17 protein-coding genes are annotated in these 17,044 nt (G+C 68.6%); 4 read left to right on the top strand and 13 right to left on the bottom strand.

Annotated features, from left to right (window positions below; genetic code table 11):
• From ACT3T9_RS09705 to ACT3T9_RS09655, 11 genes are all read right to left on the bottom strand, one after another.
• A complete protein-coding gene (locus ACT3T9_RS09705; RefSeq protein ID WP_444606461.1) occupies positions 1-282 on the bottom strand; it encodes a hypothetical protein in 282 nt (93 codons plus the stop codon).
• 34 nt (positions 283-316) lie between these two features.
• Positions 317-619, bottom strand: coding sequence for a glycine zipper 2TM domain-containing protein (locus ACT3T9_RS09700; protein ID WP_444601316.1), 303 nt, complete (start codon positions 617-619; stop codon positions 317-319).
• 80 nt (positions 620-699) lie between these two features.
• The gene (locus tag ACT3T9_RS09695) at positions 700-963 is read right to left on the bottom strand and encodes a hypothetical protein (protein WP_444601317.1); all 264 of its coding nucleotides are present in this window, start codon (positions 961-963) and stop codon (positions 700-702) included.
• 88 nt (positions 964-1,051) lie between these two features.
• A complete protein-coding gene (locus tag ACT3T9_RS09690; protein ID WP_444606460.1) occupies positions 1,052-1,951 on the bottom strand; it encodes an NAD(P)-dependent oxidoreductase in 900 nt (299 codons plus the stop codon).
• Positions 1,952-2,058: 107 nt separating this feature from the next.
• Positions 2,059-3,420 carry a four-carbon acid sugar kinase family protein gene (locus ACT3T9_RS09685; protein WP_444606459.1) on the bottom strand — a complete coding sequence of 454 codons (1,362 nt, stop codon included), beginning with the start codon at positions 3,418-3,420 and terminating at the stop codon, positions 2,059-2,061.
• Between the two features lie 312 nt (positions 3,421-3,732).
• On the bottom strand, positions 3,733-4,704 hold the full coding sequence (locus tag ACT3T9_RS09680; RefSeq protein ID WP_444606458.1) for a 3-hydroxyacyl-CoA dehydrogenase family protein: 972 nt from the start codon (positions 4,702-4,704) through the stop codon (positions 3,733-3,735).
• 120 nt (positions 4,705-4,824) lie between these two features.
• Positions 4,825-5,757 carry a sugar phosphate isomerase/epimerase family protein gene (locus tag ACT3T9_RS09675; protein WP_444606457.1) on the bottom strand — a complete coding sequence of 311 codons (933 nt, stop codon included), beginning with the start codon at positions 5,755-5,757 and terminating at the stop codon, positions 4,825-4,827.
• A gap of 262 nt (positions 5,758-6,019) precedes the next feature.
• On the bottom strand, positions 6,020-7,516 hold the full coding sequence (locus ACT3T9_RS09670) for a tripartite tricarboxylate transporter permease (protein WP_444606527.1): 1,497 nt from the start codon (positions 7,514-7,516) through the stop codon (positions 6,020-6,022).
• Between the two features lie 25 nt (positions 7,517-7,541).
• Positions 7,542-8,147, bottom strand: a complete 606-nt coding sequence (locus ACT3T9_RS09665) for a tripartite tricarboxylate transporter TctB family protein (RefSeq protein WP_444606456.1) — start codon at positions 8,145-8,147, stop codon at positions 7,542-7,544.
• 10 nt (positions 8,148-8,157) lie between these two features.
• Entirely contained in the window at positions 8,158-9,135 is a 978-nt protein-coding gene (locus ACT3T9_RS09660) for a Bug family tripartite tricarboxylate transporter substrate binding protein (protein WP_444606455.1), read from the bottom strand.
• Positions 9,136-9,375: 240 nt separating this feature from the next.
• Positions 9,376-10,374: a 4-hydroxythreonine-4-phosphate dehydrogenase PdxA gene (locus ACT3T9_RS09655; RefSeq protein WP_444606454.1), complete on the bottom strand. Its 999-nt coding sequence runs from the start codon at positions 10,372-10,374 to the stop codon at positions 9,376-9,378.
• Positions 10,375-10,942: 568 nt separating this feature from the next.
• On the opposite strand from ACT3T9_RS09655, the gene ACT3T9_RS09650 reads away from it, so the two are divergent.
• The 4 genes from ACT3T9_RS09650 (at position 10,943) to ACT3T9_RS09635 (ending at position 15,010) form a co-directional block, all read left to right on the top strand.
• A complete protein-coding gene (locus tag ACT3T9_RS09650; RefSeq protein ID WP_444606453.1) occupies positions 10,943-12,658 on the top strand; it encodes a dihydroxyacetone kinase family protein in 1,716 nt (571 codons plus the stop codon).
• A 66-nt stretch (positions 12,659-12,724) separates the two neighbouring features.
• Positions 12,725-13,195 carry a ribose-5-phosphate isomerase gene (locus ACT3T9_RS09645; protein ID WP_444606452.1) on the top strand — a complete coding sequence of 157 codons (471 nt, stop codon included), beginning with the start codon at positions 12,725-12,727 and terminating at the stop codon, positions 13,193-13,195.
• A 3-nt stretch (positions 13,196-13,198) separates the two neighbouring features.
• Positions 13,199-13,969 carry a triose-phosphate isomerase gene (locus ACT3T9_RS09640; RefSeq protein WP_444606451.1) on the top strand — a complete coding sequence of 257 codons (771 nt, stop codon included), beginning with the start codon at positions 13,199-13,201 and terminating at the stop codon, positions 13,967-13,969.
• 117 nt (positions 13,970-14,086) lie between these two features.
• Positions 14,087-15,010 carry a hypothetical protein gene (locus ACT3T9_RS09635; RefSeq protein ID WP_444606450.1) on the top strand — a complete coding sequence of 308 codons (924 nt, stop codon included), beginning with the start codon at positions 14,087-14,089 and terminating at the stop codon, positions 15,008-15,010.
• Positions 15,011-15,028: 18 nt separating this feature from the next.
• Here the strand turns inward: ACT3T9_RS09635 and ACT3T9_RS09630 are convergent, their stop codons facing one another.
• Complete coding sequence (locus ACT3T9_RS09630; RefSeq protein ID WP_444606449.1) at positions 15,029-15,730, bottom strand: GntR family transcriptional regulator; 702 nt, start codon at positions 15,728-15,730, stop codon at positions 15,029-15,031.
• 118 nt (positions 15,731-15,848) lie between these two features.
• Entirely contained in the window at positions 15,849-17,018 is a 1,170-nt protein-coding gene (locus ACT3T9_RS09625; protein ID WP_444606526.1) for an acyl-CoA dehydrogenase family protein, read from the bottom strand.
• Positions 17,019-17,044: the final 26 nt, after the last annotated feature.

The raw sequence follows: 17,044 nt of genomic DNA, 5'->3' as shown, positions 1-17,044 counted from the left end.
TCACTGCTCGTCGGGCTCCTCCGACGCACGGCGTGCGATCTCCCTTTCCTTTGAATCCGCCCGACGCTTCCCGACCACCGCGCCGATCGCGATGCCGAGGCCGATGCCGATCGGCACCCCGAACACGACGTTCTCGAAGAAGAGCAGACCGATGAGCGCACCGAAGGCGAGGCCCAGACTCATGCCCACAGCGACCCCCTGGCCTACGACCCTGCTGCGCATCGCCTTCAGGGTCTCCGGGGTGTGAGTCCCGGGGGTTTCGTCATCGCGGTCGTGTGTCATCTCGCCCTCCTGCGTGCATCGGAACTCCATGGCATCAGAGATCGGTGGGCGTGTCACTCCCCTGCGAGCGGCGTTCGAGCTCTCGGTCCTTCGCATCCGCGCGGCGCGATCCGATCGCAGCGCCGAGCGCCACACCTACGCCGATCCCGATCGCGCTTCCGTAGGGGAAGTCCCCAGGCAGGACCGACCCGATGAGCGTGCCGACGGCAGCGCCGACCAGCGTGCACAGGATGATCCAGATGGCGAGGGTTCCGCCCCTGGTCACCGGCGTCGGCGGTGTGTTCTCCGTGTTCTCTGCGGCGGGCTCGCGGACCGGATCTACGTCGTTCTTCACCATGGCGTGCCTCCTTGCTCGTCGGTCCACCATGCCATCAAGGGCCAACGCGCAGGTGGAACCACCGGATGGAGGACCCAGGGTCAACTTTCGTCGGGCCCTCCCTCGCGGCCCTGCCGCCCAGCCCTCCAGGAGCCGACGACCACACCGATGATGAGGCCGAGCCCCATGCCGAGGCTCATGCTGATGCCGGGGCTGTCGAACAGGATCAGGCCGACGAGCATGCCCACGGCGGCACCGATGAACATGCCGAGCACGAGAGTCTGGCCCACGACGTTGTCCCTCGATGAGCTCTGCGGCGGCTCTTCTGACTGCCCGTCGTCGTCCCGCGCCTCGGCATCATCCACGGTGAGCTCTCCTCGGTCGTCGTGCCGTCATGACATCACGGACGGTGCGGCTCGTGAAGCGACGTGCGGAAACAGACGGGCGACGCGGTCAGTCCGTCCGGCCGCGCAGCACCTCGTACACGATCGAGTCGTCGCGCCTATCCCAGCCGAGCTCGCTGCCGCGCTGGTAGATCCCCTGGGCCGACGTCGCGAGCGGGACGTCCTGGCCGACCTCCTGTGCCGCCTCGGCGACCAGGCCCATGTCCTTGACGAAGATGGTCAGCGCGGAGCGGACGTCGTCGAAGGCTCCGTCGACCATGCGCTGGCCGCGGTCGGCGAACATGAAGGACGCCGCGGCGCCGGTGCCGAGGACCTCGTGGACCTGTTCCAGGTCCAGGCCCATCGAGTCGGCGAGCGCGAGCGCCTCACCGGCTGCGGCGATGTGCACGCCGCACAGCAGCTGGTTGACGATCTTGAAGCGTTGGCCGTCGCCGGGTTTCGTTCCCACCACGGGGGCGTTCGAGGCGAGGGCGTCCAGCAGGGCGCGCACTGCTGCGACATCCGCGTCGGCGCCGCCGACCATCACCAGCAGGTCGCCGGTCGCGGCGCGGGCGGCGCCGCCGGAGACGGGGGCATCGACCACGTGGGAGGAGATGCCCTCGAGCGTCGTGAGGGTCTGCTCGATCGCGGCGGGACCGACGGTCGACATGATCAGCAGCGTCGTGGCGTCGGTGAGGACGTCCGCGATGCCGCCCTCGCCGACGAGCACGGAGTCCAGCTGTGCGGGGGTCGCGACCATGACGACCACGACGTCGGCGCCCTGTGCGGCCTCGCGGGCGGAGGTGGCGGGGGTGGCGACGTCGGCCACGGCCTCGCGGGCGGCGGGGTTCAGGTCGAAGGCGGTGACGGGGAAGCCGGCCGCGGCGGCGGTGCGGGCCATCGGGGTGCCGATGGCGCCGAGCCCGATCCAGGCGACGGAGGCGTGGGCGGCAGCGTCAGAGGTGGTCATGGGGTGCTCCTCAGGGTGGAACGGCGAGACAGGTGGGCGGGCGGGCTGCGACGGCAGCGATGGCGCGGGGCGGGATCCGATAGGGCCGGCGAGCGCAGGACTGACGGTCAGCGGGCCGCGACGGCGGCGGTGAGGGTGTCGACCACGTCGGCCAGGGCCTGCGCCCCGCCCACATTGCCGGGGAAGACGACGTACGGCATCCCGAGGACCTCCTCGGGGGCTTCCTCGGCGGCGAACAGCGAGACCTGCCCGGCCCAGAACTGGCCCTCGACCCGGGCGCGGCGGATCCCGAGGCCGCTGGCGGCGACTTCGTGGGAGGTGATCCCGCCCTTGGCGACGACCCAGGCGGGGCGGGCGGTGCGCACCCGCTGGACGATCTCGACCACGGCGTCCGAGACGCTGCGGGCGATCGCGAGGGACTCGGCGGGGTCGTCGGTGCGCACCAGGTCACGGCTGGTGTAGAGCACGCAGTCGCTGCGGGTGAGGCTCTCGCGCACCGTCTCCGCGAGGTCGGTGAGGTGCTGCTCGCGCCGCTCGTCCAGGACAGCGGGCACGTCGATCTCGACCTCGACCAGCGTGCCGCGCTCCTGCACGGCCCGCAGCTGGGTGGTGGTCAGCCCTACATGCGAGCCGACGACGACCAGGCCGTGGTCCAGTCGCCCGGCAGGGATGGTGATCGCCTCGGCGTCGACCACCCGGGCGCCGGTCTGGCCGGTCAGCGGGCGCACGAAGGACGGCGCGCAGCGGGTGACGAAGCTGCGGCCCTCGGCCTCGAGCGCGGCGATCGCGCCTGCGACGACCTCCATGTCGGAGTATTCGGTGGCGTTGACGACCACCCAGGCCCGCTCGCGGGCGCCGGCGAGGATCTCGCGCACCCGGGCGGGGCCGCCGGTGCGGATGTCCTCGAGCGAGATGCTGAGCACGGCCGCCGCCTCGATCGTGCCGCCGGAGCGCTCCGCGAGGAACTCGCGCAGGTTCGAGCGGGTGAATCCGAAGGTCGCGTCCCGGGCGAAGTCGGTCCGGGCGACCTCGACCGCCTGCCCGTCGACCGTGGCGTAGTGGATGTCGTCCTCGGTGAAGCGGCCGGCCTCGATCATCGCCGGGCACAGCACGAAGGCGTCAACCTCGACGCCGTGGGCGGCGAGCTCGTCGGCGATCGCGACGGGTTCGGCGATCACGTGCCCGCGCAGGGTCGAGTCGGAGCGGGAGACCACATGCAGGCCCCGCGCGGGGATCCCGCCGTCGAGCACTCCCCCGACGATCCGGCGGTTCATCGCCGTGGCCGCGCTCTCGTCCAGGGCGCGGGTGTTGGTCAGCACGAAGCAGGCGCTGCCGGGTTCGGCGAGCACCTGGACCGGGATCGCCGGATCCTCGTCGAAGGCGACATCGATGCCGGCCACGCACTGCGAGCCGGTGGGGTCATCGTCGAGGATCAGCAGACGGCGAGGGGAGGACGCGGTGACGGTCACAAGGGCCTTCTTCCGAGGTGCAGGAGCGGAGCGGGTGCAGGTGAGGGCCGGTGTGCAGCTGCGCACCGGCCCTCTCCCTGTCAGACGCAGGTCATGCGACGATCGCGCCGAAGTCGCGGGCCGTAATCGCGGGCGCCAGGCACCGGTCGGGGCGGCCTCGGTGGCGGAGTCCTGGTCAGAACTCGGCTGGCCGGGATCGTCAGTAGCAGCCAGACCGACCGCTCCGCGAGAACGAGCTAATCCACAGGGATCTGCAAATGACGGGCGGACTCGCGGCGTTACGACCCCGAGACGAGCGGGGAGATGTGGGGGTCAGTCCTTCTCAGGGGTGGCCTGAGGTGCCGGGCCGAGCTCTACGAGGAGCTGGGACATCTTGGCGTAGGCCTTGTTGCGGTAGGCGACCAGCTCCGCGGCGGTGGCCTCGTCGTAGTCGCCGAGCAGGCCCTTGCCGTTCTTGACGCCCTTGCGGTCCGCTGCGACGGCGTCGGCGAGGATCTTGGGGGTGGACAGGCGGTCGCCGAAGGCGTTCTCGAAGGTGACGAAGGAGTTCGCGTAGACGTCCGCACCGGCCTGGTCGACGATCGCGAAGGGTCCGAAGAAGCCCAGCCGGAAGCCGAAGGTGGTGCGCACGATGGTGTCGACGTCCTCTGCGGTGGCGACGCCCTCCTCGACCACGGAGGTGGCCTCCTTCAGCAGCGCGTACTGCAGGCGGTTCAGGACCATGCCGGGGGTGTCCGCGACCTGGGCGCCCTGGTTGCCGGACTTCTTCAGCAGCTCCTTGACCGCGGCGACGACCTCGGGGGTGGTGGCCTGCCCGGCCACGAGCTCGACGCCCGGGATGAAGGGGGCGGGGTTGGAGAAGTGGACGGTGAGGAACCGCTCGGGGTGCTTCACGGCGCTCTCGAGCTCCTTGACCGGGATGGTCGAGGTGTTCGTGCCGATGATCGCGTCGGGGCGGGCGTGCTCGGAGATCTTCCCGAGCACCTCGCGCTTGACGTCGATCCGCTCGAACACCGCCTCCTCGATGAAGTCGACGTCGGCGACCGCTTCTTCGATGGTCTTGCCGGCGGAGATGTTCTTCGCCACCAGATCTGCGGAGCCGGGGGCGTAGAGGCCCTGCTCCTCGAAGTCGCGGGCTTCCTTCTGGAGGCGCGCGAGGGACGTGTTGGCGACCTCGACGTCGACATCGGCGATGGTCACCTCGAAGCCGGCCATGGCGAGGACCTGAGCGATGCCGCCGCCCATGTAGCCGGCGCCGACGATCGTCACGGTGGAAATGGTCATGAGGTGAACTCTTTCGTCCGAGAGGTGCGCCATCGAATGCGAGGGCGCCGTGACGACCCTGCGGCGCCTTTGCTGGCCAGGCCACGACTTCAAGATGTCTACCCGAGGATAGTGCTTTCCTCAGACTCCGGTCTCATCGAGAGCGGAGGTGAGGATCTGGCGGATGTAGTGCACGTTCTCCGCGATGACAGCAAGTGAGTCGGAGCCGTAGTGCTCGCAGCAGAAAGCGCCGGTGAAGCCGAGTTCGAGAGCGCGACGAATCACCTGGCGGTAGTTGATGTAACCGTACTTCAGCGGCATCGGGGCCGAGGAGTACGCGCCGGTGGCGGGATCGACGTCGCGGGTGTAGTTCTTGATGTGCCAGAAGTTCGAGTGCGGCAGGACCTTCTCGAACATGTCCTGCCAGGGCTCGACCTCGCGGTGCAGGCGCACCAGGTTGCCGATGTCGGGGTTCAGGCCCACGGCCTCGTGGTCCACGTCGGTGACGAAGCCGACGGCGTCGTCGGCGGTGCCGACATAAGTGTCCTCGTACATTTCGAGGCTGACCTGGATGCCCTGAGCCTTCGCGGCGTCGCCGAGGGTGCGGATGCGCTCGATAGCCAGGTCTCGCAGCGCGGGATCGTCCACGTGGCCGTCCTCCAGCCAGAACCAGATCGCCTTGTTCTGCGCTTCGGTGGTGGCCTGCATGAAGCCGGTGTTGACCACGCTCACGTCGAAGCTCGGGGCGAGCTCGATGAACCGCAGCGCGTCGGCCACGTTCTGCTCGCCGTTCTCGACATCAACGACCGAGTTGCGGGTCATGGAGATGGAGGATAACGACATGCCCTCACCGTCCAGCACCCGGCGGAACTCCTCGACGCGCTCGTCGCTGAGCTTGGCCATCGGCAGCCAGGCGTCGGTGGGGTCGACCTGGTCGACGCCGAGCTCCTTGACCTGGCGCAGCTGGGAGGCCCAGACCGAGGAGGAGGCCTCCAGGGTGGGGGTGCCGTCCGAGGTCCTGCTGCCGAACGAGAGCATGTTGGCACCGATCGGCCAGTTCTCTGCGGTGTACATAGGGATTCCTTCAACGTGGGTGGCAGGGGGTCTGATCACTGAGGATCGGATCTCGCGGTGGGGCCCGGGGGGCGGGGAAGGGGGGCGGGGGGGCCGGGGGGCGCATGGGGGACGGGGGGGCCGGCGGTGGGGCGCGGGCGGGGCGGGGCGGGGGGGGGGGGTGGGGGGGCGGGGGGGGGGGGGGGGGGGTGTTCGACCGTGGTGTGGTTGTGGGGGGGGGGGCGCCCGCCGCCGCCGCGGCGCCCCCCCCGGGGCCCGGCGGTCACATGGAGACCGACGTCTCCGCCTCTCGAGCCCGCGCGCGGCGGCCCTTGAGGGCGGTGAGGATCGGGGGACCGATGAAGGCCAGGATTGCGACGACCATGAAGATCGCAGACAGTGGCCGCTCGAAGACGATCAGCAGATTGCCGTGGCCCATCGCGGAGGTCTGGACCAGGGTGCGCTCCAGCATCGGCCCGAGAACCAGGCCCAGCACCAGTGGCGCGGCCGGGAAGTCGTAGCGCTTCATGAAGTAGCCCATCACGCCGGCGAAGAACACCACCCATACGGCGAACAGGTTGTTGCCCACCGCGTAGGCACCCACCAAGCTGAGCACGAGGATGATCGGATACAGGTAGCTGTAGGGGATTCGCAGAACCTGGGCAAAGACCGGTGCCAGCGGCAAGTTGAGCAAAAGCAACAGAAGGTTTCCGAAGAAGAAGGAGACCAACAGACCCCACACAAGAGCCGGCTGCTGCTCGAAAAGCATCGGCCCAGGCTGCAGGCCGAAGATCACGAAGGCCCCCAACAGGATGGCGGTGGTCCCCGAACCGGGGATGCCCAGCGCCAGCGTAGGGATGAAGCTCGCATTCGCCGCCGCGTTGTTGGCGGCCTCGGGGGCTGCGACGCCTTCTACAGTGCCCGTGCCCAGCTTCTTGCGATGCTTCCCGACCCGCCCTTCGAGGCCGTACGACATGAACGACGCCAAAGTCGCGCCGGCCCCGGGCAGGACCCCCAGAGCCGTACCGAGCACGGTGCCACGCAGCGCCGGGCCGGGGATCCGCTTGGCCTCATCCTTCTTCAGCAGCAGGTCGCGGAAGCTTGCGCGGATCGGCTTCTCGCCGCCGCGTCGGATCTGGTGCAGCACCTCGCCCAGGGCAAAGATGCCGATCATGACCGCGACGAACTCGAGTCCGCTGAGCAGATTGACGCTGTCGAAGGTGAACCGGGCGGTCGTGAAGCCCGAGGCGATGCCGACCATCGACAGCAGGAGGCCCACGGCGGCCATGATGATTCCGCGAAGCATGTTCTCGCCCGCGAAGGTGACGATAGTCGCCATTCCCAGCATGATGATCGCGAGCGTCTCCGGCGGGCCAAAATTCAGCGCCCAGGAGGCGACGGGAGCCGCGAGCGCGAGCAGGACCATCAACGAGATGATCGCCGCGATGAAGGAGGAGATCGCGGAGATTGCCAGCGCAGCACCGGCCCGGCCATTGCGGGCCATCTGGTAACCGTCAAGGGTGAGCACCACGGAGGATGAGTCGCCAGGGGTGGAGATCAGGATTGAGCTCGTCGAGGCGCCGTACTGGCTGCCGTAGTAAATACCGGCCAGCATGATCAGGGCCGTCACCGGCTCCATGGTCAGAGTCACCGGCAGCAGGATGGCAACGCCGGTCGCAGAGCCGAGACCGGGCATCAGACCGATCAGGGTTCCCAGCACCACGCCGACGGCGCACCACAGGAGGTTCTCGGGGCTGACCGCAGTCTCGAGCCCGAGCATCAGATTGTCGATCATCGGGGGCCTCTCACAGAATTCCGAGCATGCCCTGGGGCAATGGAACCCCGAGCATCTGGACGAAGATCAGGTACGCCACGACCAGCACCGCGCCGGACACCAGCAGTGCCGGGACCAATGGTTTCTTCTCGACGAAGACGACGATGGAGAACATCATCAGCGTCAGGGAGAGCAGCATCCCGATCACCTGGGTGAGCAGTATGGCCGCCAGAAGGATCGCGAAGATCAGCGGGACGGTGCGGCTGCGTTGCTTCGCAGTACGGCCGAACGTGTCGCGCTCCTCCCCGGTGTCGCCGAGCTCCGCATGCGCCTCGGTCTGCGCCGCAGCGGCCTCGGCAGCGAGCTCTTCGGCAACCGCTCCGAGACCCGCCGTCGGCTGACCCGTTTGAGCGAGGAACAGACGACCGATCTCGGCCAGCGAGGCCAACAGGATGAACGCACCGGTCACGACCGGCATGAAGCCCGGTCCGATCTGATCGTTATCACCGATGAAGCCGTATCCGAGCCCCAGGATCACCGCCACGAGGCCCAGCAGCGCGAGGAGGCCGGTGCCGACGACGTCGCTGGCCTTCGGCATCGTGCGCTCTCTCGGCGTCTCGAGCATGGACTCAGTCATCTCTCTCCTGTCAGCTTCCGAGCACGGACTCGACGTCGGCCGAGTATTCCTTGAGGTAGGCGACGAAGTCGTCGCCATACGAGGTAGCCGGCTGAAGCATGTTCGACTCGATGAACTCGGCGTAGGCCGTGCTCTGCTCGTACTCCTTGGCCTTCTCGATCCAGTACTCCCGCGCGGCGTCGTCGATACCGGCAGGGGCGATGAACCCGCGCCACTGGGCGAACGTGACGTTCACGCCCTCCTCGGCGCCGGTGGGGATGTCCGCGAGCAGCTCATATTCGTAGCGCTCGGGCGCCAATGCGCACAGAGCACGGACATCACCCGATTCGAGCTGGCCAATGAGCTCTCCGGGGCTGGAGGCTGCGACCTGGACGTGGCCGCCCATCACTGCTGCGAGCACCTCGGAGCTGGACTCGAAGGTCACCCGTTCCAGGGTGATGTCCTGCTCCTGTTCGATGAGGCTCCAGGCAATGTGGTCAGGACCGGTCGAGCCAGAGACGGCCGCGGTGAGCTGCTCCGTCTTCGCGGCCTCGATCACGTCGCTGATCGACTGGAACGGGGAATCGGCGGCGACGACGACGATATTGAAGTCCTCGCCAGCCTTCATGATCGGAGTGAAAGACTCATACGTGAAGTCCACATCCTGCACGATCGGCAGGGTGATGAGCGCAGTCTCTGAGGCCAGCAGTACAGAGCCGTCTCCTTCGGCGTTCATAAGGCCCGAGTAGCCCACGGCACCCGAGCCGCCCACTCGATTCTCGACCGTGATGGTGGAGCCAGTGACCTCTTCAAGACCGGCGGCGATCGCGCGGCCCGCGATGTCGGAGCCACCACCAGCGGAAAACGGCACGATCATCGTGACGCGATTGCCGGGGTTGAACTCGCCATCGGCGTTCGTGCCGTTGCTGCCGTTCCCATCTGAGCAGGCGGCCAGGGTCAGGCCGAGAGTGCCCAGGGCACCGGCAGTGACCAGTGAACGTCGCTTCATGAAGATCTCCTCGTTGAGACGGTCGGCCATTCATGGCCGACCACTTGGGTCGCGGCCTCAATACGGCGGCCACAGGTGTCAGGTTACCGTGGATCCTATTGGATTCATGCGGCGAAAAGGGTGTCGATCGGGCAACGACTTCGCCCTCACCTTGGGGAGCCGTGCCGTCATACGGTTCGCGTCGGACCAGCCCCGTCCCGGATGGCGGCGCGCAAGCGCCTGCCATCGATCCGGGAAGCGTCAGGCGGAGCGGGACTCGGCGGTCTGGATGCCGAGGCCCACGGAGATGTCGAAGGCGCGCTGACTGGGGCCGAGATGCGCCTTGTTCAGGCCGACGATCTCGTAAGCGGTGCCGTGGGCCGGGGTCGCGATCGGCACCGGCAGCCCGCCCTGAACGGTCACGCCCTTGTCGAAGCCCAGGAGCTTTACCGCGATCTGGCCTTGGTCGTGATACATCGTGACCACCCCATCGAATTCGCCGTCGCGAGCCTTGATGAACAGGGTGTCGCTCGGGTACGGACCCTTGACGTCGATCCCGTCCACCTCGCGAGCGAGCTCCACGCCCGGGGCAATGTGGTCGATCTCTTCGCGCCCGAACTGGCCGTTCTCGCCGGCGTGCGGGTTGAGCGCAGCCACGGCGATACGAGGCTTCTCCACCCCGGCACCGAGTACAACTCGGTGCAGGAGCTTGATGGCCTGTCGAACCCTGCCTGCGCTGATGTGGTGTGCGACCTCGGAGATCGGGATGTGCGAGGTGACCCGAGAAGTGGTCAGCCCCGGTACGAAGTTCAGTTCGCTGGTGAAGCCATCGAAGCCGAGCTCCTTGGCGAACCAACGGAGTTCGTCCTCTTCGTTCATCCCCGCCAGGTGGAGCGACGTCTTGTTCAGCGGGAGGAACATTATCGAGTCGACTTGCCCCTCCTTGAACATCGTCAACGCCTTTTCAAGATCCTGCATCACCCGCATTCCGGCATCGACAGAGATCGTGGCGCTTGGCACCGCGATGTCCTGACGGGACGAACCGACGAGATGCACAGCACCGATGCTCGGCTCATCGGCCGTCGGGACAGTGACCCCGGCTGCATCGCAGGCTCGGTCGAACTCCTCCTGGGAGACCAGGGCGAGGACCTGAGCCTTGTCAAGGTTGCCGGGCTCGGCCAGCAGGCGCACGGCGAGTTCTGGGCCGATGCCCGAGAAGTCACCGAAGGTCAGGGCAATACGGGGGGCGGTGGCGGGCATCGTTGTCCTCTTCCGTCGTCGGTCCCGGGGCGGGAGGAGGGCCAGCGCCGCTCCTTCGATCCAAGACTATATCAAATAGGATCTGCGATCATCATATGCGTCGGGAGTGGGAAGTCAAACGATCTTCGAGTCCTCCGATGCGCCTACCCCGCACCTGCGACTGACGGAAGGGTACGCCCGCCCGAGCGCCCGCCGCTCGGGCCGCGAGAGGGATCCCGCGCTGGAGCCGCCGACCTGGTCATCCCTCGCGCCTCCGATTGTCTGAACACGTCGCCCCTGTGCGTTCCTCGGTACCTCGATTCGTCGAAGGGAACTCAGCACGACGCATGTTGGCAATCATCGTCGCCTACCTCCGCTGGGGGCGACACAGAGGCCGAGGACACTCGATGGCCGAAATCCGTGCTGGTCTTGGCCGCAGTTTTTGTGCGCATCCTGTTGGTCTCGAAAGGCACTCTCCGCCGCAAGAAAATTCCTATAGGATCAGAATTGGCCGCGCCTCCTCGCGCACCAGGACCACCCATGACCACCCGCCGTCGGTCCCCCGCGGCAGCCTCCGGAGGAAAACACGATGACGTACCTCTTCAACGATCCTGCCGCCTTCGCGACCGAGGCGGTCGCAGGTCTCGCCGCAGCTCACCCCGACCATGTCTCCGTCGTGCACGGCGGCGTGGTGCGCCCGACCGAGACCCCGAAGGGCCAGCCTGCCCTGGTGATCGGCGGCGGCTCCGGCCACTACCCCGCCTTCGCCGGCTGGGTGGGCCCGGGCATGGGCCACGGCGCCCCCTGCGGCAACGTCTTCGCCTCGCCCTCGACCTCGCAGGTCTACTCGGTGGCACGCAACGCCGAGAACGGCGGCGGCGTGATCCTGGGCTTCGGCAACTACGCCGGGGACGTGCTGCACTTCGGCGGCGCGGCGGAGAAGCTGCGCGCCGAAGGCATCGACGTGCGGATCATCAAGGTCAGCGACGACATCGTCTCCAACACCCCCGAGAACCATCGCGACCGCCGCGGCATCGCCGGCGACCTGCCGGTGTTCAAGATCGCGGGCGCCGCGATCGAGGCTGGCGCCGATCTCGACGAGGCCGAGCGCATCGCCGTGAAGGCGAACGACGCGACCCGCTCCTTCGGCGTCGCCTTCGACGGCCCCACCCTCCCCGGTGCGGAGGACGCACTGTTCCACGTCGAGGACGGCCAGATGGGCGTGGGCCTGGGCATCCACGGCGAGCCCGGCGTGCGCGACGAGCCGATCGGCACGGCCGACGAGATCGCGACCCTGCTGGTCGAAGGTGTCCTGGCCGAGCAGCCGGAGCGCGTCGAGGGCGGCTACCAGGGCCGGGCCGCGGTGCTCGTGAACGGTCTGGGCACCGTGAAGTACGAGGAGCTATTCATCGTCTATGCGAAGGTCGCGGAGCTGCTCGAGGCCGCCGGCATCACGCCGGTGCGGCCCGAGGTGGGCGAGCTGATCACCAGCCTCGACATGGCCGGAGTGTCTCTCACCCTGGTGTTCCTCGACGAGGAGCTCGAGCAGCACTGGCTCGCCCCCGTGGACACCCCCGCCTTCCACCGCGGCGCGATGCCGCAGGTCGAGCGTCCCCGCCGCACCGAGTTCTGGAAGCCCGGGGCCGACGAGACCCCCGCCTCAAGCGAGGAGTCCCGCGCCGTCGCGCAGCAAATCGCCGGCGTGCTGGACCTGTTCGAGGCGGTCTGCCTCCGCGAAGAGGCCGAGCTGGGCCGGATCGACGCGATCGCCGGCGACGGCGACCACGGCCAGGGCATGGCCTACGGCACCAAGGGCGCAGCGGCCGCCGCGAAGACTGCGCTTGAGGCTGGCGCCGGGGCTCGCACCCTGCTGGTCCGCGCCGGGGACGCCTGGTCGGAGTCCGCCGGAGGCACCTCCGGCGCGCTCTGGGGCGCGGCACTCATCGCCGCCGCAAGCATCTTGGACGATCAGGCCGGCAGCCAGCCGCGCAGCGTCGTGGAGGCGATCGACGCCGGGATCGACGCGATCCAGCGCCTGGGCGGCGCCCAGGTGGGCGACAAGACCATGGTCGATGCCGCTGCCCCGTTCCGCACCACGATGGCCGAGGCCTTCACCGGGGACAACGCCGCCGAGGCGATCCTCGCCGGCGCCGTCGTGGCCCGCGACGCGGCCGATGCGACTGCGGAGATCACCGCCGCGCTGGGCCGCTCGCGCGTGCTCGGCGAGAAGTCGATCGGCACGCCCGACCCCGGCGCGATCTCCTTCTCGATCCTGATGAAGGAACTCGGGCAGCACCTCTCCTGACCTGCGATCCTGGGTTCATCACCCGCACCACGCATCACCAGAACCACCACGACCAAGGAGAGCCCTATGGCACTGAAGATCATCGTCGGCGGCGACAATGCCGGCTACGGATACAAGGAAGAGTTCAAGGCCCTGCTCGAGGCCGATGACCGTGTCGAGTCGGTCTTCGACGTCGGCGTGGGCAGCGCGGAGGACGGCACCTACTACCCGAACGTCGCAGTCGCCGCAGCGGAGAAGGTCGCCGCCGGCGACGCGGATCGGGCGCTGCTGATCTGCGGCACGGGACTCGGCGTCGCGATCGCCGCGAACAAGGTCTCCGGTGTCCGCGCGGTCACCGCACACGACCTCTACTCCGTGCAGCGCTCCGTGCTCTCCAACAATGCCCAGGTGCTGTGCATGGGGCAGCGCGTGATCGGCCTCGAACTCGCGAAGGAGCTGATCAAGGTGTGGCTAGACCTCGAGTTCGACCCCACCTCGTCCTCCGCCGCGAAGGTCGACGCGATCTGCGCGTACGACGGCTCCCTCGAGCAGGCCTGACCCGTGACGAGCGCTCTGTGGGTGGGCACCAGCTGGAAGATGACCAAGACCCTCGCCGAGGGCGGTGCCTGGACGACCGGCCTGCGGGACCGCCTGGACGGTACAGCACCGGCCGGGGTGCAGCCCTTCGTGATCCCCTCCTTCACGGCGACCACCGCAGTGGCCGGCATTCTCGGCGAGGACTCCCCTGTCCTGCTCGGTGTGCAGAACGCCCACTGGGAGGATGAGGGTGCGTGGACCGGTGAGGTCTCCGTCCCGCAGGCCAAGGACGCCGGTGCGCAGATCGTCGAGATCGGCCACTCCGAGAGGCGCGAGCACTTCGGCGAGACCGTCGAGACCACGCGTCTCAAGGTCGCCACGGCACTTCGCCACGGGCTGACCCCGCTGCTGTGCATCGGGGAGAGCGCCGAGGTGAAGGACGCCGGAGGCTCGAGCGAGTTCATCCTCGACCAGGCGCGCGGCGCCCTCGAGGGGCTCAGCGAGGAGGAGCTCTCCCGGGTGGTGATCGCCTACGAGCCGATCTGGGCGATCGGCGAGAAGGGCCGACCGGCCACCGTGGAGGAGCTCGTCGCCCCCTTCGCCGCCCTCGGCGAGGTCTACAGCGGCAAGGTCACCGGCCTGCTGTACGGCGGCTCGGTCAACCTCGACAACGCCGCCAGTCTCCTCGGCATCGAGCACGTGACCGGCCTGTTCGTGGGCCGCACGGCCTGGAACCTCGAGGGTTATCTGGAGCTGCTGCGCATCGCGGAGGCGCACGCGCGCGCGGCACAATGACGCGGGGCCGCGGCACTGCGACGTGACGCTGCCCCGGGCCGACGAGCGCCCGCTCACTCAGCTCGGGGGATATCCCCCAGCCCCCTCTCGGCGGCCCGCGCTAGCCTGGTGGGTGCCATGAATGCTCACAATCACCTGCCCAGAGATCACTCGGCCCGCCGCGCCAGCGCTCCCTCGCGGCCTGGCGTCGGGGCATCGCGGAACATGGGCAATGGCTGGAACGGTTCCCCCGGTCGACGGCCCGGACCCGGTGCGGGTGCACGCCCGGGCCAGGGTCCGCTCGAGGGCAAGATCCACTCCCCGTACTCGAAGGCGGTCTCGGTACCGCGCCGTCGCGGCCGCTGGCTCACCGTCGGTGTGCCCTCGGTGCTCGGCGGCGGAATGGGGATCGGCAGCTTCCTCCTGCTCGGCGTCAGCAGCCTGATCGGTGGCGCGGGGCTCCTCACCCCGCTGATCGCCGGGCTCGGTGTCGCCCTGGTCGTCGGCGGCGGGACGGGGCTGCTGCTGCGCAATCGCGCACCGCAGGCAGTCCGCCTGAATCGGGCCACGGTCGGAGAGATCCCGGCAGCTACCCGCGCGACACTCGAGAAGATCGTGAAGGACTCACGCTCTCAGCGTCGGCGCCTCCAGCGCCTCCGGCGGCGGGCTCCCAGTCCTGCCGTGCGCACGATCCTTCACCGCACCGAGTCGCTGCTGCTGCGGATCGACGCCTTGCTGGGCTCGGCCTCGCTGCAGTCCAGGCGCGCCTCGGATGCTGACGTGATGTTGCTGGAGGGGATGGCTGACCGCTACATCCCCGAGCTGGTGGACGCCCTGGAGAACACCGTCGGCTTCCTCTCCCCCACCACCACCGAGGGGGCGCGGGACCAGGCGGTCGCGAACCTCGACAGCATCGACGAACAGCTGACAGTGCTCGGCGAGGGCATCGACAGGGTCGAGAACACCCTGGTCACGGGCGTGACCCGGTCCCTGGACGTGCACTCCGAGTTCCTCCGGGCCCGCTTCGGCGAAGGTCCCGACGACCCGTTCACCGACCGCTGAGCCAGACGTTCGGCGCGACTAGCCCGCCCCGTTCCTCGAGCGCTCCTCGACACCGGTGAGCGACCGGGCGAGGACCCCGTCGAGGTGGGCCGTGAGCGCCAGCAGGGCGCCGTCATGATTGTGCTGCCGGACCTTCTCGAGGATCAGCCCGTGCTCGAGAAGGGCGGTATGGCCGTCGAAGGTCTCGGGGCCACCGGACCAGGTCTGCCGCATCCGATGGGTGTAGGTGCTGAGGTTCTCCACCATCGAGCGCAGGTAGCGGTTCTCGGCGTGGGTGAAGAAGGTCTGATGGAACGCCCAGTCGGCACGGAAGTGCTCATTGAGGAGTGCGTAGTCCTCCGAGCTGGTCCCGTCGATGCGGGAGAGCACCTCCGTGTGGCGGCGGTGGGCCTCGTCGAGGTCGACGAGCAGTGCGTCCTGATCGCGGAAGGCGCGGCCGAGTGCGGCGGACTCCACGACCTTCCGCGCATCCAGCAGCTCTGTTATGTGCTCGGCATCCAGCGGCGGGGCGACGACGTACCCGCGCAGCGCCACGTACTCGACCAGCCCGGAGCGCTCAAGCGAGACCATCGCCTCGCGCACGGGCGTCGGCGAGACCTCGAGATCACGGGCAAGCCCGTCGATGCTCAGCCGCGACCCCGGTGCCCACCTCGATTCGAGCAGTCGCTGGAGGATCAGCTCCTCGACCTCGGCACGGAGCACCTGTCGTCGCACAGCCATCTCGGCACTCCTTCTTTTTCCCTGGGTCCGCGCCCCCGTCGTGCCAGGGGATCGGACGCACCTTCCAAGTCACCCTATAGGAAGTTGGCTGCAGCGGAGGTCCATTCACGCCAGCCGCTCACCCCACGAGCGCCTTGTCGAACCCCAGGTGCTTGGCGATGATCGCCAGCTGCACCTCGGTGGAGCCCTCACCGACTTCGAGCACGCGGGAGTCGCGGTAGTGGCGGGCGACGACGTTCTCGTTGAGGAAGCCGTTGCCTCCCCAGATCTGACAGGCATCGCGGGCGTTGGCGACCGCGGCTTCGCTGCTCACGAGCTTGGCGAGCGAGGCTTCCTGGCTGAAGGGCATCCCGGCATCGAGGCGGCGGGCGGCCTCATGCATGAGGGCGCGGGCGCCGGAGACCCGGGCCTGCATACGGGCGATCGTGAAGGCGATGTGCTGGTTGTCGCCGAGCGGCTTGTCGAAGACCACGCGCCGCTTGGCGTACTCCACCGCCTGCTCGAGGCAGCCCTGGGCGGCGCCGACGCACAGCGCGGCGAGCGCGACCCGGCCCTGGTCCAGGATCGCGAGGAAGTTCGCGAAACCGCGGCCTCGCTCCCCCAGCAGATTCTCCTCGGGCACGCGCACGTTCTCGAGCAGCAGCGGGTGGGTGTCAGAGGTGTGCCAGCCCATCTTGTCGTAGCTCGGCAGGGCGGTGAATCCTGGGGTGTCGGTGGGGACGATGATGCTGGTCAGCTCCGGGGTGGTGCGTCCGTCGGCGCGCTGGCGCTGACCGGTGACGGCGGTGACCGTGACCAGTGAGGTGATGGGGGTGCCGGAGTTGGTGATGAACTGCTTGGTCCCGTCGATCACCCACTGACCGCCCTCGAGCCTCGCGGTGGTGCGGGTGCCGCCGGCGTCGGAGCCGGCCTCTGCCTCGGTGAGCCCGAAGGCGGCGAGCTCCTGGCCGCGGGCCAGCGCCGGCAGGTGGCGCTCCTTCTGGGCGGTGGTGCCGAAGGTGAGGATCGGCATCGCACCGAGGCCCAGGCCCGCCTCGAGGGTCACGGCGATCGACTGATCCACCCGGGCCAGCTGCTCCACGGCGACGCAGAGGGACATGTAGTCCTTGCCCTGCCCGCCGTACTCGCGCGGGATCGGCAGGCCGAACAGCCCGAGCTCTCCCATCTGGGCGATGATCCCCATCGGCAGCTCCCGCTTGGTGTCGTACTCATAGCTGGCCGGGGCGACGACCTCGTCGGCGAAGTCGCGCACCTGCGCGGCCAGGCGCTGGTGCTCCTCGCTCAGCATGTCGGTGCCGGGCGGGGGTGTGGGGG

Origin of the sequence: Brachybacterium sp. AOP29-B2-41 (genome assembly GCF_052378395.1) — a bacterium.
Classification (GTDB): domain Bacteria; phylum Actinomycetota; class Actinomycetes; order Actinomycetales; family Dermabacteraceae; genus Brachybacterium.
The sequence above is the reverse complement of the archived record's forward strand: the minus strand, read 5'-3'. Positions and strand labels throughout refer to the sequence as shown.